Origin of the sequence: Nibribacter ruber, assembly GCF_009913235.1 — a bacterium.
Taxonomy (GTDB): domain Bacteria; phylum Bacteroidota; class Bacteroidia; order Cytophagales; family Hymenobacteraceae; genus Nibribacter; species Nibribacter ruber.
On the sequence record NZ_CP047897.1, the window covers coordinates 2,145,663 to 2,163,066 of the forward strand.

Below are 17,404 nucleotides of genomic sequence, written 5' to 3' on the forward strand. Positions count from 1 at the left end.
AATAAACAAACCAAACGAAATTCTTAACGGACGCGCGGCACCTGGCTTACTCTATTAAGGCTCCAACCGCTTGATATTCTTTTACTCGTGAAACCTTAAAGAGCGTAAAAATCAAAAGCACTGTGGCCATGCCAATACCTGCCCCATAAGCAATGGGAACGGGCAGCTGGAATCCTTCGGGGGCCACCAAGATATAAGAAGTGGCTACGGCGGTCATGAACACGGCAGGTATTAAAGACACCCAGTACTGCTTTCTTTCCTGAATCAAATATGCGGTAATCACCCACAGCACCACCGTGGCCAGGGATTGGTTGGTCCAGGCGAAATACCGCCAGACCACGCCAAAATCTATGCGGGTAAGGGCATAGCCGGCCGCAAAAAGCGGAATGCTGATGAGCAATCTATTTTTGAATGGGCCCTGGTCCGTTTTTATGAAATCGGCTATAATCAGGCGGGCACTCCTGAAGGCGGTATCACCAGAAGTAATGGGTGCGGCCACCACGCCCAAGAGCGCCAGCACACCCCCCACCTTGCCAAGCAATGAATTGGATATCTCACTCACCACCCAGGCCGCATTGCCGTTCTGCTGGGCCATGACCTCGTTCAGCTCGCTTACGCCGCCAAAGAAACTCATGCTAATGGCTGCCCAGATTAAGGCTACTATGCCTTCTGTGATCATGGCGCCGTAAAAAATACTTCGTCCTTGTTTTTCATTGGTCATGCAACGTGCCATCAATGGTGACTGTGAGGCATGGAAGCCCGAGATGGCCCCGCAGGCAACCGTCACGAACAGCATGGGAAACAACGGAAATTTTTCTGGATTGGCATGCAGGTTGGAAAGACTGGCCCAGGTAACCTCCGGCACATGCAATCCATCCTGAAACATCACAACCGAGATGCCCACCGCCATGAACAACATGGCCACGCCAAACAACGGGTACAGCTTGCCAATGAGTTTGTCTATGGGCAGAATGGTTGACAAGAAATAGTAGACGAAAATAATCCAAACCCACATGGTCACGCCGCCGCCTACCCCGTTGAACACGTCATCCAGAATCTTGGCTGGCCCCATGATGAAGACCGCGCCCAGCATGATCATTAAGATGATAGTGAACACCCGCATAAATTGCTTCATGCCATTGCCCAGGTACCGGCCGGTGGTTTCCGTGATGCTTTCGCCGCCGTGGCGCAGGGACAGCATACCAGAGAAATAGTCATGCACGCCGCCCGCAAAAATAGATCCCAGCACAATCCAGATGAACGCAGACGGGCCCCACATGGCGCCGGCCACGGCCCCGAAAATGGGCCCCAGGCCGGCAATGTTCAGGAACTGGATCAGGAAGATTTTCCATTGGGGCAAGGGCACGTAGTCCACGCCGTCTTGCATGGAAATGGCCGGCGTGGGGCGGGCAGGATCAATGACGAAGATGCGTTCTACCACCTTGGAATACAGGAAGTAGCCCACAACCAAAGCCAGTACCGAGAGCAGAAATGAAATCATACGAATGTTGGTTAATGCGTAAAAAAGAGCTGCCCTACCGTCCTGTAAATTCCTGACAGAGAAGAGCAGCTCTTTTTAATCTAATTCCAGAAAAACTGGCCAAAATCGCCTATTTATCTGGGAAAGCCTCTGTTAGTAATGGTACCTCACAAACGCTTCCATGGCCTCATAATCGGCTAGGCCCAGGCGGTCATAGCGGCGGGCGGTGTCACGGTTGCGCTCCTGCGCCCGCAGCCAAAACTCGCGCTCATCATCTCCCGGGAACACCGGCGTGTCTTTCTGGCTCTGGTGCTTGAAGATGGCGTTGCGCTTGCGGGCCACTTCTTGCGGAGAGAGGGGCACGGCCATCTCTACCTCATGGGTGGCAAATTCATGCCAGGCGCCGCGGTACATCCAGAGCCAGCAGTCCTGCACCCAACTCTCAGTTTGGCGCAGTCTCCTCAGGGCTTCCACTACAATGTTAAAGCAGACAATGTGGGTACCGTGCGGGTCTTCAAAGTCGCCGGCGGTAAACACTTGGTGCGGCTTCACTTGTTGCAGAAGGTTCATGGTTAGTTGAATGTCCTCTTCCTGCACCGTGGCCTTCTGGGTTTTGCCGTTCTCATAGAAAGGCAGGGCCTGAAAGTGAATGTGGTCATCTGCCAAGCCTGCGTAGCGCGCGCCGGCAATGGCCTCGCTCTTTCTAATGAAGGCCTTGACGTTCTGTATCTCGGGGGTGTCAATCTGGTTAGGCTGCTTCTGCTCAATAAATTGACGCATGTCCTCATAGATGCCTTTCAGGCGAGAACCCTCCTCGCCAATGCTTTGGTTGAAGTCAATGGCAAACTCCACATACCGCAGCACGTCATCATCCCAGACAGCGGTATTCCCCGAGGTCTGATAGGCCACGTGCACATCATGCCCCTGGTCCACCAGCCTAATGAAGGTACCACCCATGGAAATAACATCATCATCTGGATGCGGCGAGAAGATGATCGCGCGTTTCTGCTCTGGCAAGGCGCGCTCTGGCCTGCCGGCGTCATTGGCGTTTGGTTTGCCGCCGGGCCAGCCGGTAATGGTGTTCTGCAGCTTGTTGAAAATCTCAATGTTGATATTGTACACCGGCCCGCGGTCTACGGCCAGCTGGGCCATGCCGTGCGCATTGTAGTCTTCCTCGGTGAGCTTGAGAATGGGCTTTTGCAGGGTCTCAGACAGCCAGATGACCGCCTTTTTTGTCAAGACAGGGTCCCAGACGCAGTCTTTCACCAACCACGGGGTATTGAACCTGGTGAGGCCAGAGGCGGCATCCTGGTCTAAGACAAACTCCACATTGTCTGACAACTGCAGATAGGTAGCGGGTACCTCGCCGGAGATTTCACCCTCCACGGCTTTTTGCACAATGGGAGCTTTCTTGCCGTTCCAAGCCATGAGCACAATCTCACGGGCTTTGAAGATGGTGCCAATGCCCATGGTGATGGCCTTAGTGGGTACGTTGCCCTTCCCCCCGAAATCACGGGAGGCGTCACGGCGGGTAAGATCATCCAAGGTTACCAAACGGGTACCCGAGTTAGGCGCAGAACCAGGCTCATTGAAACCAATGTGACCGGTACGGCCAATGCCCAGCACTTGTAAATCCAGGCCACCCAGCTCCTCAATCTTCTTTTCATAGGCCAAACAGAACGCTGGAATCTCCTCTAACGCCAGGGTTCCGTCTGGGATGTTGACGTTGGCCTTGTCTATGTCTATGTGGTTGAACAGATTTTCATCCATGAACCGCACATAGCTCTGCGGCGCGGTGGGCTGCATGGGATAATACTCATCCAGGTTGAAGGTGATGACGTCTTTAAAGCTGAGGCCTTCCTCACGGTGCAGGCGCGCCAGTTCTGAGTATACACCTACGGGCGTAGCTCCCGTGGCCAATCCCAGCACCGTCTTCTGGCCTTGGGCCTGCTTTCTTTTGATAAGGTCAGAGATGCGGCGGGCCACTGCCTCTGAAGCCTCCTTCTGGTTGTCATAGACGGTGACCGGTACTTTCTCGTAGCGGGTTTCTTCCAATAGATTTAACCTACTCATAATTTTGCGGGGAATTTTTAATGATACGTCAGGGGTACGCCTTTACAGCTTCACCAACTCAGGTTGGTTTACTTCTACATTCTCCAGGGTCTTATACACCTGGTACAGTCCGCGCGGCACATGGAAACATCCTTTCCACTTGCCGCCTTTCAACGGCAATAATACTTCATTCCTTCGGTTCAAATAGCCAAACCACTCACCATACTGCTCATCTCTGAAGCTGTTCCAGGTGTAGTCATGCAGTTTGTCAAACCACTTCTGGCAACGCTCGTCACCGGTTGCGGCATAGGCTTTGGCCATGCACACCAATGCCTCTACGTGTGGCCACCAAAGTTTCTGATCCCACTCCAACTGCTGCGGCGGAAAGCCGTTAATGTCTTTAAAATAGAACAAACCACCAAATTCTTTATCCCAGCCATACTCCAAGGCATTCAAGGCAATTTCAATGGTTCTCTTTACCAATGCCTGATCTCCCTTGCGCACGGCCAGGTCCATGATAAACCACATGGCCTCTATGATATGGCCCGGGTTGATGACGCGTCCTTCAAAACAGTCGGCAAAAGAGCCGTCCTGGTAGACGTTCTCCAGAATAAGGCCGCTCTCTGGGTGAAAGAACACGCCCATCACCTCCTGGATAATTTCCTGACTCAGGGACTCAATCAGGCTTTTGTCCAACAGGTGCTCCATCTCCAGCGACAAATTGCTCAAAATCATGGGCAATGAGAAATTGCGCAGGTCACGGGTGCCTGGGTAGGCCTTGCTGTACTTGCCCTTGGGGTTCTCGCGACGGTTGAGAATGTTCTGGAAGGTGGTGCGGGCAATGTCTGCGTACTCGTCTTTGGGGTTCACTTTGTAGAGAGCGCCAAAGCCCATGGCTGCAAAACAGTCTGAGAAGATGTTGTAGGGCTGCACCAAGGGCTGCCCTTGTTGGTTCAAAGAAAAGTAAAAATTACCCTCGGCGTCGCGGCCGTGTTTTTTCAGGAAATCTGCGCCGTGCACAGCCATGTCTAGCCACTCCTGCTTCTGCTCTACTTTGTCATAGAGCATGGAGAACATCCAGGTCTCACGGCCTTGCAGCCAGATGAATTTATCAGTGTCAAATACGTTTCCAAATTGGTCTAAGCAAGTGAAAAAACCGCCGTGTTTCTCATCCTTAGAATGCTTCATCCAGAAAGGGATGACGTTCTCCAACAGCTCCTGCTTGTACAGCGTAGAATATTGCTTCATATAATCTTTGATTAGCGTAAACTCTGTAAGTATTCTTTGTATCTATTGTATAAATGGCCCGCCTGCAAATACGCGCTCTGCGGACTCATAAAATGTGAAAACTCAAACGTGATGGCCTTGTCATAACCGGCTTTGCGGGCTGCCTCTAACTTGAGCCGTAGTTTCTCAAACTTGATGGGCAGGAACTTGATGGGCATGTCGCGGTCAAAGCTCTCGGCGTTGGTCCAGCACTGCAGGCCAAACTGGTCAGCCATTTTCTTGTTCACCGCGAAGAAATCCTCTAGTTCATGGTAGTCAATGTGCCCGTCTTGGAACGCTACTGCGTCTACAGAGCCGTGCAGGCCTGAGAAAATCTCGCTCCATTCCTCTTCATGCTGGCGTAAAGAGACGGCATCCTCTTTAGACAACTGCGCCGTGGCCGCCATCACCGCTTTCTTACCGTCAATCCAAGGCGAGATGAACGTAGGCAGACCGCCGCTCACGTCTTTGCACTGCTGGCCCAGGGTCCTGAAAGCCTCAGTGGCGCCTTTGGTCTTGCGGCTGATTTCCATGCTCAGGTACCATCCCCCGAAGCTCTGGTAATGGCCGTACTGTTTCCAGACTTCGTCAATGACAAAGCGGTTGGCGTCCATCTCGTCCTGCAGGTTGCCGGTGTCCCAGTAGTGGCCGCTGTCATACAAGCCGAAGTAGAATTTCAGGCCGTGCTTGTCTGCCAGTTCCAGAAACATGCCTACTAAATCCACGGGCGGCGCATAGCAACCATAGTTCTGCTGCAGGTACTGTGACGGATAGGTAATGAACCGCCGGTAGCCGCTCCTGATCATAATAACCGTGTCAATGCCCACGGCTTTCATATAGGCAAAATCACGATCCCATTCCTCGCGGCCCCAGTTCTGGTGCGGAATGTCATGGGAGATTTCATCTATGAAGGTTCCTGTTATCTGCATGCTTTTTTAATGAGTGAATGAGTAGTTGAGAGAATGAGTGAATGTGTTTTGGGTCAATCCTTCTACCACTGGGGTTCCTTACGTTTTTAGACTGTTTCCTGGAAAAGAGGCTAAAAACGGCTTATCAACTTTACAGCGCCTTTTCCTTTTTTAATTGTTCTACCCACTTGATGTAGGCCACCAGTTTCAGGTGAAGCCCGTCGGTGGAGAGGTCTTTGTCTAGTTGGCCGGTGCTGTCTACCAGCGCCGGATGAATGTTCACGTACCGCACGTTCTTCTGGCCCTGGGCCAAGGCCTGCAACTGGGTGTTCAGTTCTTGAATGCGGGCGTTGGTGATGTTTTTGTAAATGGCGGCCAGCATGGGTTCGTTCACGGGCAGAATGCTCTGCAGGTACACCTTGGTCTTTGGCGACTCTTGTTGGATGCGCTGCAGCATACGACGGTAATTGTGCACAATGTAAGAGGTAGGCGTACCCCGCTTGATGTCATTCACGCCAATGGCGATGAAGATTTTAGCAGGTTTAGATGCCAGCACTTCGTCCAGCCTGGCCAACACGCCCCAGGACACGTCACCGCTTATGCCCCGGTTCACTACGGGCAGGCCCGGCAACAACTCCTGCCACTCGCCTACTTCGGTGATGCTGTTGCCCAGAAACACAATTTCTTTTTTCTGGTTAGGCATTTTGCGGTAGAAGTCCAGGCGCATGGTATAATGCCCGCCCAGGTAACTGCTGTCTACTTTAGCGGTTTCCTGTGCAAAACCTTTCTGACCCGCCAACAGGCAGAACAGTAGTATTATCAGTGAAGCTTGTCTCATCATGTGCTTAGCCTGCTTTAACTAATTCCTTTTCTTCCACCAAGGGAGCCGGCTCCTCATCGGCCTCTTTTAATTTATCCCACCAGTTTCTCTTCAGAAACACGCTGGTCACAATCAAAACCGCCACCCAGGCCGCAGTGTAGTAATTCTCTCTGATCATGAAGTAGATAGGAATGAGCACCTGCGCCATCTGCCAGACAATACCCACCAGAATATTAGAAGCATCACGGCCTAAGTCTTTATTGGGCACAAAGGTTGGGTCCTCGGCCATCACCTCACGCTTGATAGGTCCCCAGAAACCCCAGGGGCGGGTCTCGCGGTAGTAGTTCTTCACGGCTTCGCGGTTAGGCAATGGTGACATGTAGGTACCCACCAAACAGCCAATCAAAGAGAACAACAGAATGAGCGGAAACACATAAATGTCTACAATCTCTGGGAAGACGAACAGCTTGATGGTGGAGGCAATCAACCCGAACAGCATGCCGTAGAAGTACCCAAAGCCCGTAAAACGCCACCACACCCATTTGAGCAGGTTGGCTGCCACGTAACCACCGTACAGCGCCGAGGTAATCCAGAGCGTCAATTTATTCAGGGAACCCGCATTGAACCCGAACACGATGCCTATCATCACCAGCACAATGGACGAGATAATGCTCAGACGCACGTATTTTTTGTCTGAGGCCTTGTCATTGATGTACTTGCGGTAGATGTCATTCACAATATAGGCCGGGGCCGAGTTCACGAACGCCGAGAACGTACCCATAAACGCCGCCAGCAGACCGGCCAGCAGTAAGCCCCTGAACCCGTCTGGCACAAACTTGTTGATGGCCAGCGGCAGGATCTTCTCAAAGTCCATGTTGGCACCCATGCTGTTGAGTTCGGGCACCAGGTACACCAGCGCCAGCACCGCAAAACCCGCCACCATTAAATACCGTGGAATGTACATGACCCAGATAGTGGTAAAGCTCATCTTGGCCGCCTCTGAGGGCGTACGCGCCGAGAGCACCCGCTGCATGTCATAAGACGGTACCGGACCGGCAATGGACGCAAAAATACCTTTGAACAGCATCATCATGAACAGGAGGCCAAACAGGTCAAAGCCATCGGTGGCCAGTTTCTGATTGACTGCGGGGAACGGCGTGCCGCTCCAGTCCAGGTTCAGGTTCCAGCCAAAGGTGAGGTCTTTCCACCCCGGCGGAATGGCCGCATTGATCTGGTCTGCGCTTACAGAGGTATAGGCCACGTACCCAATCACGAAACACGAGATGGTCATGATGATGAACTGCAGAATCTCAGTAGCTACTACGCTGTACATGCCGCCTTTCACGGTGTAAAGCGTAGTGATGGCGCAGACAATCAAGGCGTATGACCGCGCCGAAGACACCAGCCAGTCACCCATGTAAAAGCTCATGTCCCAGGGCAGAATGATGACGCAGAGCTTGCCTATTCCTTCAAAGAAGTAGGCAATGAACCCCAGCACGCTGATCACGGCAAACGCTACAATGATGATGTGCGAGAGCTTGGCCCCTTTTCCATCGCCGAACCGGAAGGTAATCCACTGCGCACCCGTCATCACCTTGGAGCGGCGCATCCAGATGGCCAGAAACACAAACACGAACACCTGGTTCCAGACCGGCCACAGCCACGGGATCCAGGCGCTTTTGAGACCGTACACAAACAGAATCATGACCGTCCACATGGTGCCAGACACGTCAAACATGCCAGAGGCGTTGCTGAGGCCCAGGTAGTACCACTTCATGGTATTGCCGCCCAGAAAATAGCTCTGCATGTCTTTAGAGGCCCGCTTGGAGATGTAGAAGCCAATACCCAAAATACCCACTATGTAGGCGAAGATGATGGCAATATCTAAGACGCTTAAACTCATTGTATTCTAGCTATTGGGTAATTGGTTGAATCATTTTCAAAGTTTCTAGGTGCGCCAGAACCAGCCTTTGCGGGTGGTGAACGCGGTCACGGCCACCACGGCGCCCGTAATCACAAAGGTCTTCACCACGCCCAGGTACACATTGGCTTCGCGCAGGGACTCCAAGCCGCCATTAAGATGCGTGAGCGCCAGCAGCGGCGACACCAGAAATGCCGTGGCCACATACGCCACCATGGGGTTCTGGCCCGACTGGATGATGGACTTCCAGAACAGGTGGCGGGAGAAGCGCTGTGAAACAAGTTCACATAGGATATAGGCAAAGAAGGCCAGTCCGCTGGTCAAAAACCAGAAGCTGTAAGAAGAAGGGTCTTTCTTGATGCCGCCCTCATACGGTTCAAACGTAAGGCCCAGCGCCAGGAAAAATACTCCCCAGCCAAACAGTTTCTGAAACAGCTCTTCCTGCCTGATAACTGGTTTTCTCAGGAGCCACAACCCCGCGCCGCTCAGCACGGCATCTAGCGCCAGCGTCAGCTCCACCTGGCGGGTGTACAGGCCGTACAGGTTCACCACCAGAAAAGAAAAGCAGATCAGAGACAATACTCCTCTTGAGACACTCCCCTTCTGCTCTGTGGCAGCACTCCGGTACTTCAGAAGCAAATCTCCCAACACCGATCCCGGCAGTACAATGCACAGGTATTTCAAGAACATGAACTGGTACATCCAGCTAACACTTGGATGAAAGTCCCATATGGCACTGGTCCAGCTGCCTTCTATGTCATGGGTGAGCCGAATGGCGGCAAAAAACGCCAGCGTGCCCATGCGCAGCAAGAGGTTGTGGCGGGTGAGCATCCAGATGATGGACCCAAACACGGCCATGTTGGCCAGCACGACTATGATGATGTCGTTGCGGCTTTTGTCAAAGGTGAAATCCGTGAAGGCCAGGTGTGCGCCCAGCAAAGCGGCAATTACCATAAAGCCTAGCACCTTCAAGCCGGTGGCTTTGCCGCTGCCCAGCTTGGGAAAGCGCATGAAAACCAGAAAAAAGCACCCAAACGTGAGGAGAGAAGTCAATTGATCTACCCAGGCTGCGCCCTGCAGACCAAACCAGTTCAAGTGCCGGATGACCAGCGCAAAAAACAACAGCAGCGCCCCGCGTTTGAATACGTTCAAGATCACTTCGGACCATTGCCCCTGTTCCAGCTTTTTACGCATGGCCAGCGGGAACGCCGCTCCCATGGTAAACAGGAAAAACGGAAACACCAGGTCTACCCACGTAATTCCCGGCACCGCTGGGGTATAGGCGAAATCAGGTGGACCAACCTGGGCATGGAACATCCAGCCCGGCCACGGTGCCTCATGCGGAAACACCCCTGAAAACACCATGCCTATGATGGCCAGTCCCCGCAGTGCATCAATGCCCAAGGCACGCGCCGGCGCCGGTTGCTTCTCAGCTCCGGGAGACGGGGTGTGCGGCTTTGTATCTGGAACGGCGGCGGCAAGTGTAGCCATGTCTGCTGTGGGTTAGGGTAGTATTATTCTGTCTGGTAGGTGGTATTTCTTGTTAAAATCTTGTGGAGCCTTTGCCCATGTCAAGTTGGTTAATTGTCACCCTGCCCGGCCCTGGCTAACAATAGCGCCATGTGTGGAGAGCGCCCGCTGTTGGCCAGATGCTTCTGGGCAGGGATGACAATCAATGGGAAATATGCTACAAAAAAGTTCTTCCGTTTTTGGTCTCTTTTCTGGAAAACAGGCCAAAAACAGTTATTCCGTTAGGCCGCGTTTCAGTTCATTCCACCAGCCTTCATTGATCACGTGCACAATGTCAAAGACCATGGCCCCGTCTGACTTGGCGCGGCACATCTTCAGGGCTTTCACAAACTGCTCTGGATGCCCTTTGTACTGGTCTACATATACCCCGGCATACACGGGGGCTTTGCCTTTCACAATGTTCATGGCCATCTCCGCAGAACCCTCCACGGTGTACCAGTCCTCAGTGCCTTTGTTTTGGCCGGCCTCGGTGCGGTTGACCGTGGTCACGTTAATGGTTTTGGCTTCTTTCTTCTCTACCTCAAAGTAGTAGCTGCCGGTGGTGTACAAGTCCAGGGCCTCGGCGTAGCCGAAGTTCTTGTAATTGGGTGTGGCCCAGCTGTAGGTCTGTGACGGGTCATATTCCTTGCTGGCCCAGTTCACGCCCACCTCATAATAAGTAGGGTACCAGGAACCGGTGTAATCCCCGAAGATGAGTTTAGGGTTAATGGCCTTCAGCTCTTGGCGGGCGGCGTACACAAAGTCATGAATCACTTTGGCGCGCCACTCAATCCATTGCTTGTATAAAGGGCCCGGCACGCGCTCGGCCTTGCCCTCTGGGGTTTTGGCGTCTTTGGAATAGGTGTAAATGTCTGCGGGGAAGTTGGCTACGGGCTTACCAATGTACTGCTCAAACATCTTTCTGGAAGCCGCTGAGAAATCAGCCTCTATGCCGTCATAGCGCACGCGGTCCAGGATGATGCCGTCCAGCTTGGGGTACAGGGTGATGAGCTCTTTGAGAATGCCCATCTCATACTGCTGCACGGCCGGCAACGCGGGGTTCACCATGGCCGAGTACTTGGTCTTAATCTGGGTGATAGGCGTCATACCCTGGGCAGTATAGTTCAACGACTGCCAGTCTTTCTTGGCTGGGTCTGCATACACCGGCCCGCGGTTGAAGTGGTTATGGCCCGCCACGAAAATATTGGTAGACGCGTGTACCGTCATGCCCAGTTTGTGCGCCTGCTCAATAAAGGCCGTCAACAGATCAAACTTCTCGGTTTTGGTGAAGCCCGCCCACTCGTTCATGACCGGCGCCAGTTTGCTGGGGTATAGTACCTCGCCTGAGATGGGTTTCACATCCACCACCACATCGGTCACGCCTGCGTCTTTAGACTTTTTGAGGTAGTAGGCAATGGAGTCTTGAAACGAGAAGCGCTTGAAATTGGCCGTGGCGTCAAAGTACAGCAGGTTGCGGTTCTTGAACCCGCCCATAGTTGAGGCAGAGCTTTGCGTGGCCGTAGTGACCGGACGGCCGCACATGCTCAGGGCACTTGCGGTTACCAGTAGGGCGCCAATTAAGATGGATTTCTTCATGAATGCGTGTAGGGGAAGTAGGTATTCAATGGGTTCATGGACAAGTCAGCAGATGGCCGTTTTTGGGCTGTTTTTTTAGAAAACAGCCCAAAAACGAAGATTTACTTTGAGCCCAGCGCGGCTGCCTGCTGCGTTAGCTGCCCGTTAAAATCAATGGGAAGCGCAAACGGGTTCAGGAAATGGTCTAGAATCACGGCGGCCTGGCATCTGGTCAGCTCTAATCCTTCAGAAGCCGGGGTGTTCAATTTTAACTGGCTCCAGTCTGCGGCCACTTTCTGGTAGGTAAGAGCCGGGTTGATGGTGGCCAGTACTTCGGTTAGATACTTGAGCGTGATTTTAGCGCCGGAGGCCTGGGTGGTTTTCAGTTGCGGGTAATAGGTTTTAAGGCCAGACACCACGTCATGTTCGCTGGCGGGGTACTCTGGGTAGAACCAAGTCTGGTTGGCCCACTTGTAAGCAATGCCGGTGCCTTTTAGAATGCCCGTGGCCCCTATGCGCTGCAAAGCGGCAAAATGCGCATCTTGCGGCTTCACGTCTATGAACGGCATGATGTAGGCATTGGAAGACAGCAAGGCCTGCTGCACGTCTCTGATGTTCACCTCTCTTGGCTGCACGTTCTTCTGGAGGCTCACCGCTGCCAAGGCGCCGGCTGCCTGGCCTAAGCCCAGCACCACCGGTTGCAGACGGGTGGCCCCGTTTACAATGTTGGTCACGCTAATGCTCTTCTCGGCCACAATCAACCCATCCACTCCCTGCGGAATGAGCGAACCCAGCGGCACGTTGTAAGACGGCACTTTTATCTTCACAAAGTCAATGTTAGGCGCCGACGGATTCTTGAGGTGGTGGTGGTCAATGGTGTAGTCCCCCACGGCCACGCCGGTGCGGTAGTAGGCTTCTTTCTGGTCATAAGGTTTTTCCACGTGGTGCACGGCCAGCTTGGCCAGGCCCTTCAGCCTTCTGGACTCGCGGTGGTACGGAATCATGGGCAATTTATCTGCCGTTGGGAATTCATCTTCTGCTATGCCAAAGTTCTTGAACCCTAGCTCCGTCTGCAGGTAGTACACAAACCGTAACGTGTGCAGCTTGGCCTCCTTGAGGGCTTCTGCGCGCTGGGCCGGCGTCTTCTCAATGATGTTCATATAAATATCATTGCCGCACTTAGGCCAGTTGATCATGTATTTGTTGTTGGGCAGCTTGCCGTAACCCATCATTTGCAGGCAGTTGTTGTTGGGACCGCCGTCTGCGGCAGGGTCAGAGACGTCACAGGCGCAGTCAAACTCCTTGGGGTTGTAGCCGGCCGGTTTTTTAATGGTCTTGTCCTGTCCTTTGGGGTATTCTTTTAAGATGACCACGTAAGTCAAATCCTGTACAATGTCATTGGCCTGTGCTGGGGCGTATTCTTCACCGCTTACCGAGCGACTGTCCATACCAATGTCATATTTAGCACCGGCACGAGCCATGACATCACCTAACTCGGTGGCGTCTAGCAGCATTTTGGCTTCAATGGTACGGCTCTTCTTCCCGGTTTTCACGGTCACCTTCCAACCGTTGCCTTGTCTTTTTATGTCTTGCCACGCGGTATTGTACACTACAGACAGGTTCTTTTCTTTGGCAACCAGCTCTTTTAAGATGCGGTTACCGGTGCTGGGCTCAAACAGGGTATTGCTCACCCAGCCGGTTTCTACCGCTGCCGGCCCGCCGTAGTAGTTGTAGAGCTGTTGCCTGAACTCGCCCCACAAGCCTGAGGGCATTTGATGGTTACCGTCTATGGCAGACACTCCCGCCGAGGTGAGCATGCCTCCCAGCCAAGGCGTTTCTTCCACAATGACCACCTTCACTCCCATGCGGGCCGCCTGAATACCAGCCGTGGTACCGCTGGCACCGCCACCAATAATCAACAAATCTGTCTTAAGCGTTTGCGCCTGGGTAGAGAGTAGTCCTAAACAGAGGAAAAGGACCACAGAGAGGAGAGTGGAAAAGAAGTGTCGCATAGCGGTAGTTTGTACACCTCTAAATTATTCCTCTTTTTTAATAACCGCAAACTATTATTAATTTTTTTTATTAAGTTTTATTATTTATTAAATCTATACAGTTTCCTGATGCCACTGAGCAATTGCCTTGCCTGTGCTTGGTTGTGGTGAATGAACATTGCCAGAAAACCTCTTAGGGAATAAAAAGCCACCCGTCGTTTTTGGGCTGTTTCTGAGAAAACAAGCCAAAAACGACGGGCGGCGCATGAAGTGTCCCTCCTTTTACTTGGCGGTCATGGAGGGCGGCCGCTGCGTCTCCTGGCTTGCCCAGGTCTTGTTGGGTTGGCTGCCCATGGTAAAGGTCAACTTACCACCGGCCATTACCTCCTGGTGCGTAATGTAGGAGCGCTGGAGTGGTTGTCCGTTCAAAGAAACCGCCTGGATGTATTTGTTCTGGGTGTTGTTGTTTTTGGCTTCCACCTCAAAATACCTTCCCCTGCCCACGTTTATCTTTGCCTGTTTCACCAGTGGACTGCCCAGCACATACTTGCCATCTGCTGGGTTTACCGGATAAAAGCCCATTGCACTGAACACGTACCAAGCACTCATTTGACCGCAGTCTTCATTCCCCGCCAACCCGTCTGGCTGCGCGCTGTACATGGTGGTTAAGATCTGCCTTACCTTCTCCTGGGTTTTCCAGGGCTGACCGGCATAGTTGTACAGGTAGGCAATGTGGTGGCTGGGCTCGTTGCCGTGGGCGTACTGGCCAATCAAACCAGAAATGTCCGGAGACACGTTTTCCCCCTCCATCTTTGAAGAGGCATTGAAGGTAGAATCTATGTGCTGTACAAAGGCTCTTTCTGAGCCGAACAGGTTGATAAGCCCCTGCACGTCATGTGGTACAAACCAGCTGTGCTGCCAGGTGGTGCCCTCAATGTATGCCCCCTCAAACCCGTGCTCAGAGTAGAACGGATTAAAAGGCGTTACCCACGAACCGTCTGCCTTCTTGCCCCGCATAAAAAGCATCTGCTTGTCAAAGAGGGCGCGGTAAGAGGCGGCACGTTTCAGGTATTTCTGGTAGTCTGCTTGCTTACCTAACTTCTTGGCCACTTGGGCAATGCACCAGTCATCATAAGCGTACTCCAGCGTCTTGGTCACTGACCAGCCGTCTTTGTCTGCCGGAATGTAGCCGTAGGTGCGGTAGAAGTCGGTGCCGCGCACGTTCTGGGCGGCGCTGGCTTCCATGGCGGCGTAAATCTCCTCGGCCTTGTCAGGAAGGAAGCCCTTTAAAAGCGCATCTGCCAGAACAGGCACGGCGTGGTAGCCGGTCATGGTGTTGGTTTCATTGCCAGACAGCTCCCAAACCGGCAACAGCTTATGTTCTTTGAACCCTTGCAACAGGGAGTGCATCATGTCTGGCACCCGGTCTTGCTGCGTGATGGTATACAGCGGGTGCGCCGCCCTGAACGTGTCCCAGAGGGAGAAGGTGCTGTACCGCTGAAAAGGCACCGTAGTGACAGAGTCTTTGGCTCCTTTGTACTGACCTTGCACATCTGAGAACAAGGTGGGCGCCAATGCGCTGTGGTACAGCGCCGAATAAAAGATGGTACTCATGCCCGGCTCTATGAAAGAAGCCTCAATCTTGTCCATCTCAGAAGTCCACTGCTTTCTGGCCTTTTGCGCCACTTGGGTAAAGCCCCAACCCGGCAGTTCCTTCTGAATGTTCTGCAACGCCCCCTTCTCACTCGCGCTGGAAATGCTCACTTTCACCAACAAAGGCGCCTTGCCCTTTTTGAACGTGAACAAGGCCTTGACTTTTCTTCCCTTTATCTGTCTTCCAGAGACTTTTTGCAGACTATCATATACGTCTACTTTCTGAATGGGCTCTGAGAAGACGGCAGCGAAATACACCCACTGCTGCCGGGCCCAGCCGCTGGACTTCCGGAGGCCGGTCACCAAGGTGTCATTCACCACGGTGAGGTTGGTCTCTGTGGGTTTGTCCCAATTGATGGCAAAGCCCAGGTCCAGCATAACACCTTTGGCAGAGTCTGCCGGAAACTGATATTGGTGCAAAGCCACCCGCTCCGTGGTGGTGAGCGCCACGGCAATGTGGTTGTCCAACTGCACGGTATACAAGCCCGGGGTGGCCGTCTCATTCTTATGCGAAAATTTCTGCCGGGGGTTCTTCTGTAGGTCAGACACGTACTGCGGCATAAGGGAAACATCCACTAAATCCCCGATGCCCGTACCGCTCAGGTGCGTCTGACTGAACCCGGCAATGAGACTGTCTGAGTAATGATACCCTGAGCACCAATCCCAACCCTGAGTGCCATTGTCTGGACTTGCCTGCACCATGCCAAACGGTACCGAGGCGCCGGGGTAGGTGTGCCCGTGACCGCCCGTTCCAATAAACGGATCTACTGCGTCTACCCCTGTTTTTTCCTTGTCGTTCCCGCCTTGTCTCTGCAGGGCGCAACCAGCCACCAGGCCCATGGTTACCAACACGCCCAATGCGCTTATTTTCAATGAGTGTATCTGCATGCTATACTGTAGTGTAGACTATTCGTTTTTGGCCTGTTTTCTGGAAAACTGGCCAAAAACGGAATGATGGATTACTTTTTCACCTGGTTTTTAAGGCTTGGAAACGGCAGAGGCTCTGGGTACATTCTCTTGAAGAATTCCTTATGCTTTTTGATACCCTCATAGAAAAAATACACCTCTCCCTGAATACCGCGGCCCCGGTTGTAGTCTATGATTTGGGTAAGCAGAGAATCTGGGGCCGTGTACTGGTCTACCTGCAACAGAACACCCGGGTAAAAGCCCTGCGGGTTGAAAGTACCTAATTGCTGCTCCAGAATCTTGTCCATTTCTCGCTGGTAGGGTGCAAAGTCGTAACGGTAGACTTGCGGAATGACCAGGTCCACCAACCCCATGTTGAGCCAGGCTGGCCAGTCCTGCAGGTAATTCTCTTCGGACCAAGGGTAAATGCTGGGAGCCATGGAGACAATCATGTGCGGTTTTTCCTTCCGGATGGTTGTCACCAAATCTTTAAGAAACAGATTGAGTTTACCCGAGCGCCATTTCACCCATTCATAGTCTTTCTCCTGGGCGGGTGGGGCCTTGCCGCTATGCTCGCTTTTGTACAGGTTTACGGTGTAGTCATCATAGCCTCCGTTGGTGGGCAGCGCGGGCAGGCGGTCGTCTCCCTGAATACCGTCCACGTCATATTTCTGCACCACTTCCAGCACCAGGCTCTTTACAAAGGCCTGTACCTCTGGGTGAAACGAGTTCATCCACTGGAAGTCATTTTTGGTGGTGATGTTGCCGGTCTTGTCCTTAGAGGCCCAATGCGGCTTTTTCTGTAGCAGAATACCGCCGGTAGAATCGCCCATGGAGGCGGCAAAGCCAAATTCAAACCAGGCAAAAACCTTGATGTTTTTTTTATGCGCTTCTTCAAGGAGCTCCTGCAACGGGTCGCGGCCGGCAAACTCAGGCATGATGGCGTGGCCGGTGAGGCCCTTCATGACTTCACTTGGGTAAAGGGTGTGCGCTTTGTTCAAGGTCACCACAAAAATGGTGTTGAACCCCAGCTCATGGCACAGCTCCACCGCTTCCTTGATGTTCTCTCTGGAATACAACGCGTCACTGGCCACGTTGGTAAGCCACACCCCTCGTACGCCGGTTTTACCTACGCTCTTCTGGGTAGGCTGTACACTAGCACAGCTAGGGGTAAGGAGCAACAAAGCGCTTAAGAAAACGACGCAAAGCGTGTTGTTGAGTTGGGAAGAGAGAAGCCTAGAAACCATATAAACAGAAGTAAACAAGCCGTACCTTAGTGTAATTAAGAGAAAAAGATTACTCCCTCTTTTCTGTTCTACAACA

General features: G+C 52.7%; 11 protein-coding genes. All 11 read right to left on the reverse strand.

Annotation, left to right across the window (positions count from 1 at the left end):
- Positions 1–46: 46 nt before the first annotated feature.
- Complete coding sequence (locus GU926_RS09090; RefSeq protein WP_160691122.1) at positions 47–1,501, reverse strand: carbon starvation CstA family protein; 1,455 nt, start codon at positions 1,499–1,501, stop codon at positions 47–49.
- Between the two features lie 132 nt (positions 1,502–1,633).
- On the reverse strand, positions 1,634–3,553 hold the full coding sequence (nagB, locus tag GU926_RS09095; RefSeq protein WP_160691124.1) for a glucosamine-6-phosphate deaminase: 1,920 nt from the start codon (positions 3,551–3,553) through the stop codon (positions 1,634–1,636).
- 42 nt (positions 3,554–3,595) lie between these two features.
- Complete coding sequence (locus GU926_RS09100; protein ID WP_160691126.1) at positions 3,596–4,780, reverse strand: AGE family epimerase/isomerase; 1,185 nt, start codon at positions 4,778–4,780, stop codon at positions 3,596–3,598.
- Positions 4,781–4,791: 11 nt separating this feature from the next.
- Complete coding sequence (locus tag GU926_RS09105; protein WP_160691128.1) at positions 4,792–5,727, reverse strand: DUF4434 domain-containing protein; 936 nt, start codon at positions 5,725–5,727, stop codon at positions 4,792–4,794.
- Between the two features lie 130 nt (positions 5,728–5,857).
- Complete coding sequence (locus tag GU926_RS09110) at positions 5,858–6,547, reverse strand: GDSL-type esterase/lipase family protein (protein ID WP_198001475.1); 690 nt, start codon at positions 6,545–6,547, stop codon at positions 5,858–5,860.
- A 4-nt stretch (positions 6,548–6,551) separates the two neighbouring features.
- Entirely contained in the window at positions 6,552–8,429 is a 1,878-nt protein-coding gene (locus tag GU926_RS09115; RefSeq protein ID WP_160691130.1) for a sodium:solute symporter family protein, read from the reverse strand.
- Between the two features lie 45 nt (positions 8,430–8,474).
- Positions 8,475–9,938 (reverse strand): DUF5009 domain-containing protein, encoded by a 1,464-nt coding sequence (locus GU926_RS09120; RefSeq protein WP_160691132.1) that lies wholly within the window; start codon positions 9,936–9,938, stop codon positions 8,475–8,477.
- A gap of 252 nt (positions 9,939–10,190) precedes the next feature.
- Positions 10,191–11,552 (reverse strand): alpha amylase family protein, encoded by a 1,362-nt coding sequence (locus GU926_RS09125; RefSeq protein WP_160691134.1) that lies wholly within the window; start codon positions 11,550–11,552, stop codon positions 10,191–10,193.
- A gap of 101 nt (positions 11,553–11,653) precedes the next feature.
- Positions 11,654–13,543: an FAD-dependent oxidoreductase gene (locus GU926_RS09130; protein ID WP_160691136.1), complete on the reverse strand. Its 1,890-nt coding sequence runs from the start codon at positions 13,541–13,543 to the stop codon at positions 11,654–11,656.
- Positions 13,544–13,804: 261 nt separating this feature from the next.
- Positions 13,805–16,063, reverse strand: coding sequence for a GH92 family glycosyl hydrolase (locus tag GU926_RS09135; protein ID WP_160691138.1), 2,259 nt, complete (start codon positions 16,061–16,063; stop codon positions 13,805–13,807).
- A gap of 71 nt (positions 16,064–16,134) precedes the next feature.
- Positions 16,135–17,265, reverse strand: coding sequence for a glycoside hydrolase family 10 protein (locus GU926_RS09140; protein ID WP_232058475.1), 1,131 nt, complete (start codon positions 17,263–17,265; stop codon positions 16,135–16,137).
- Positions 17,266–17,404: the final 139 nt, after the last annotated feature.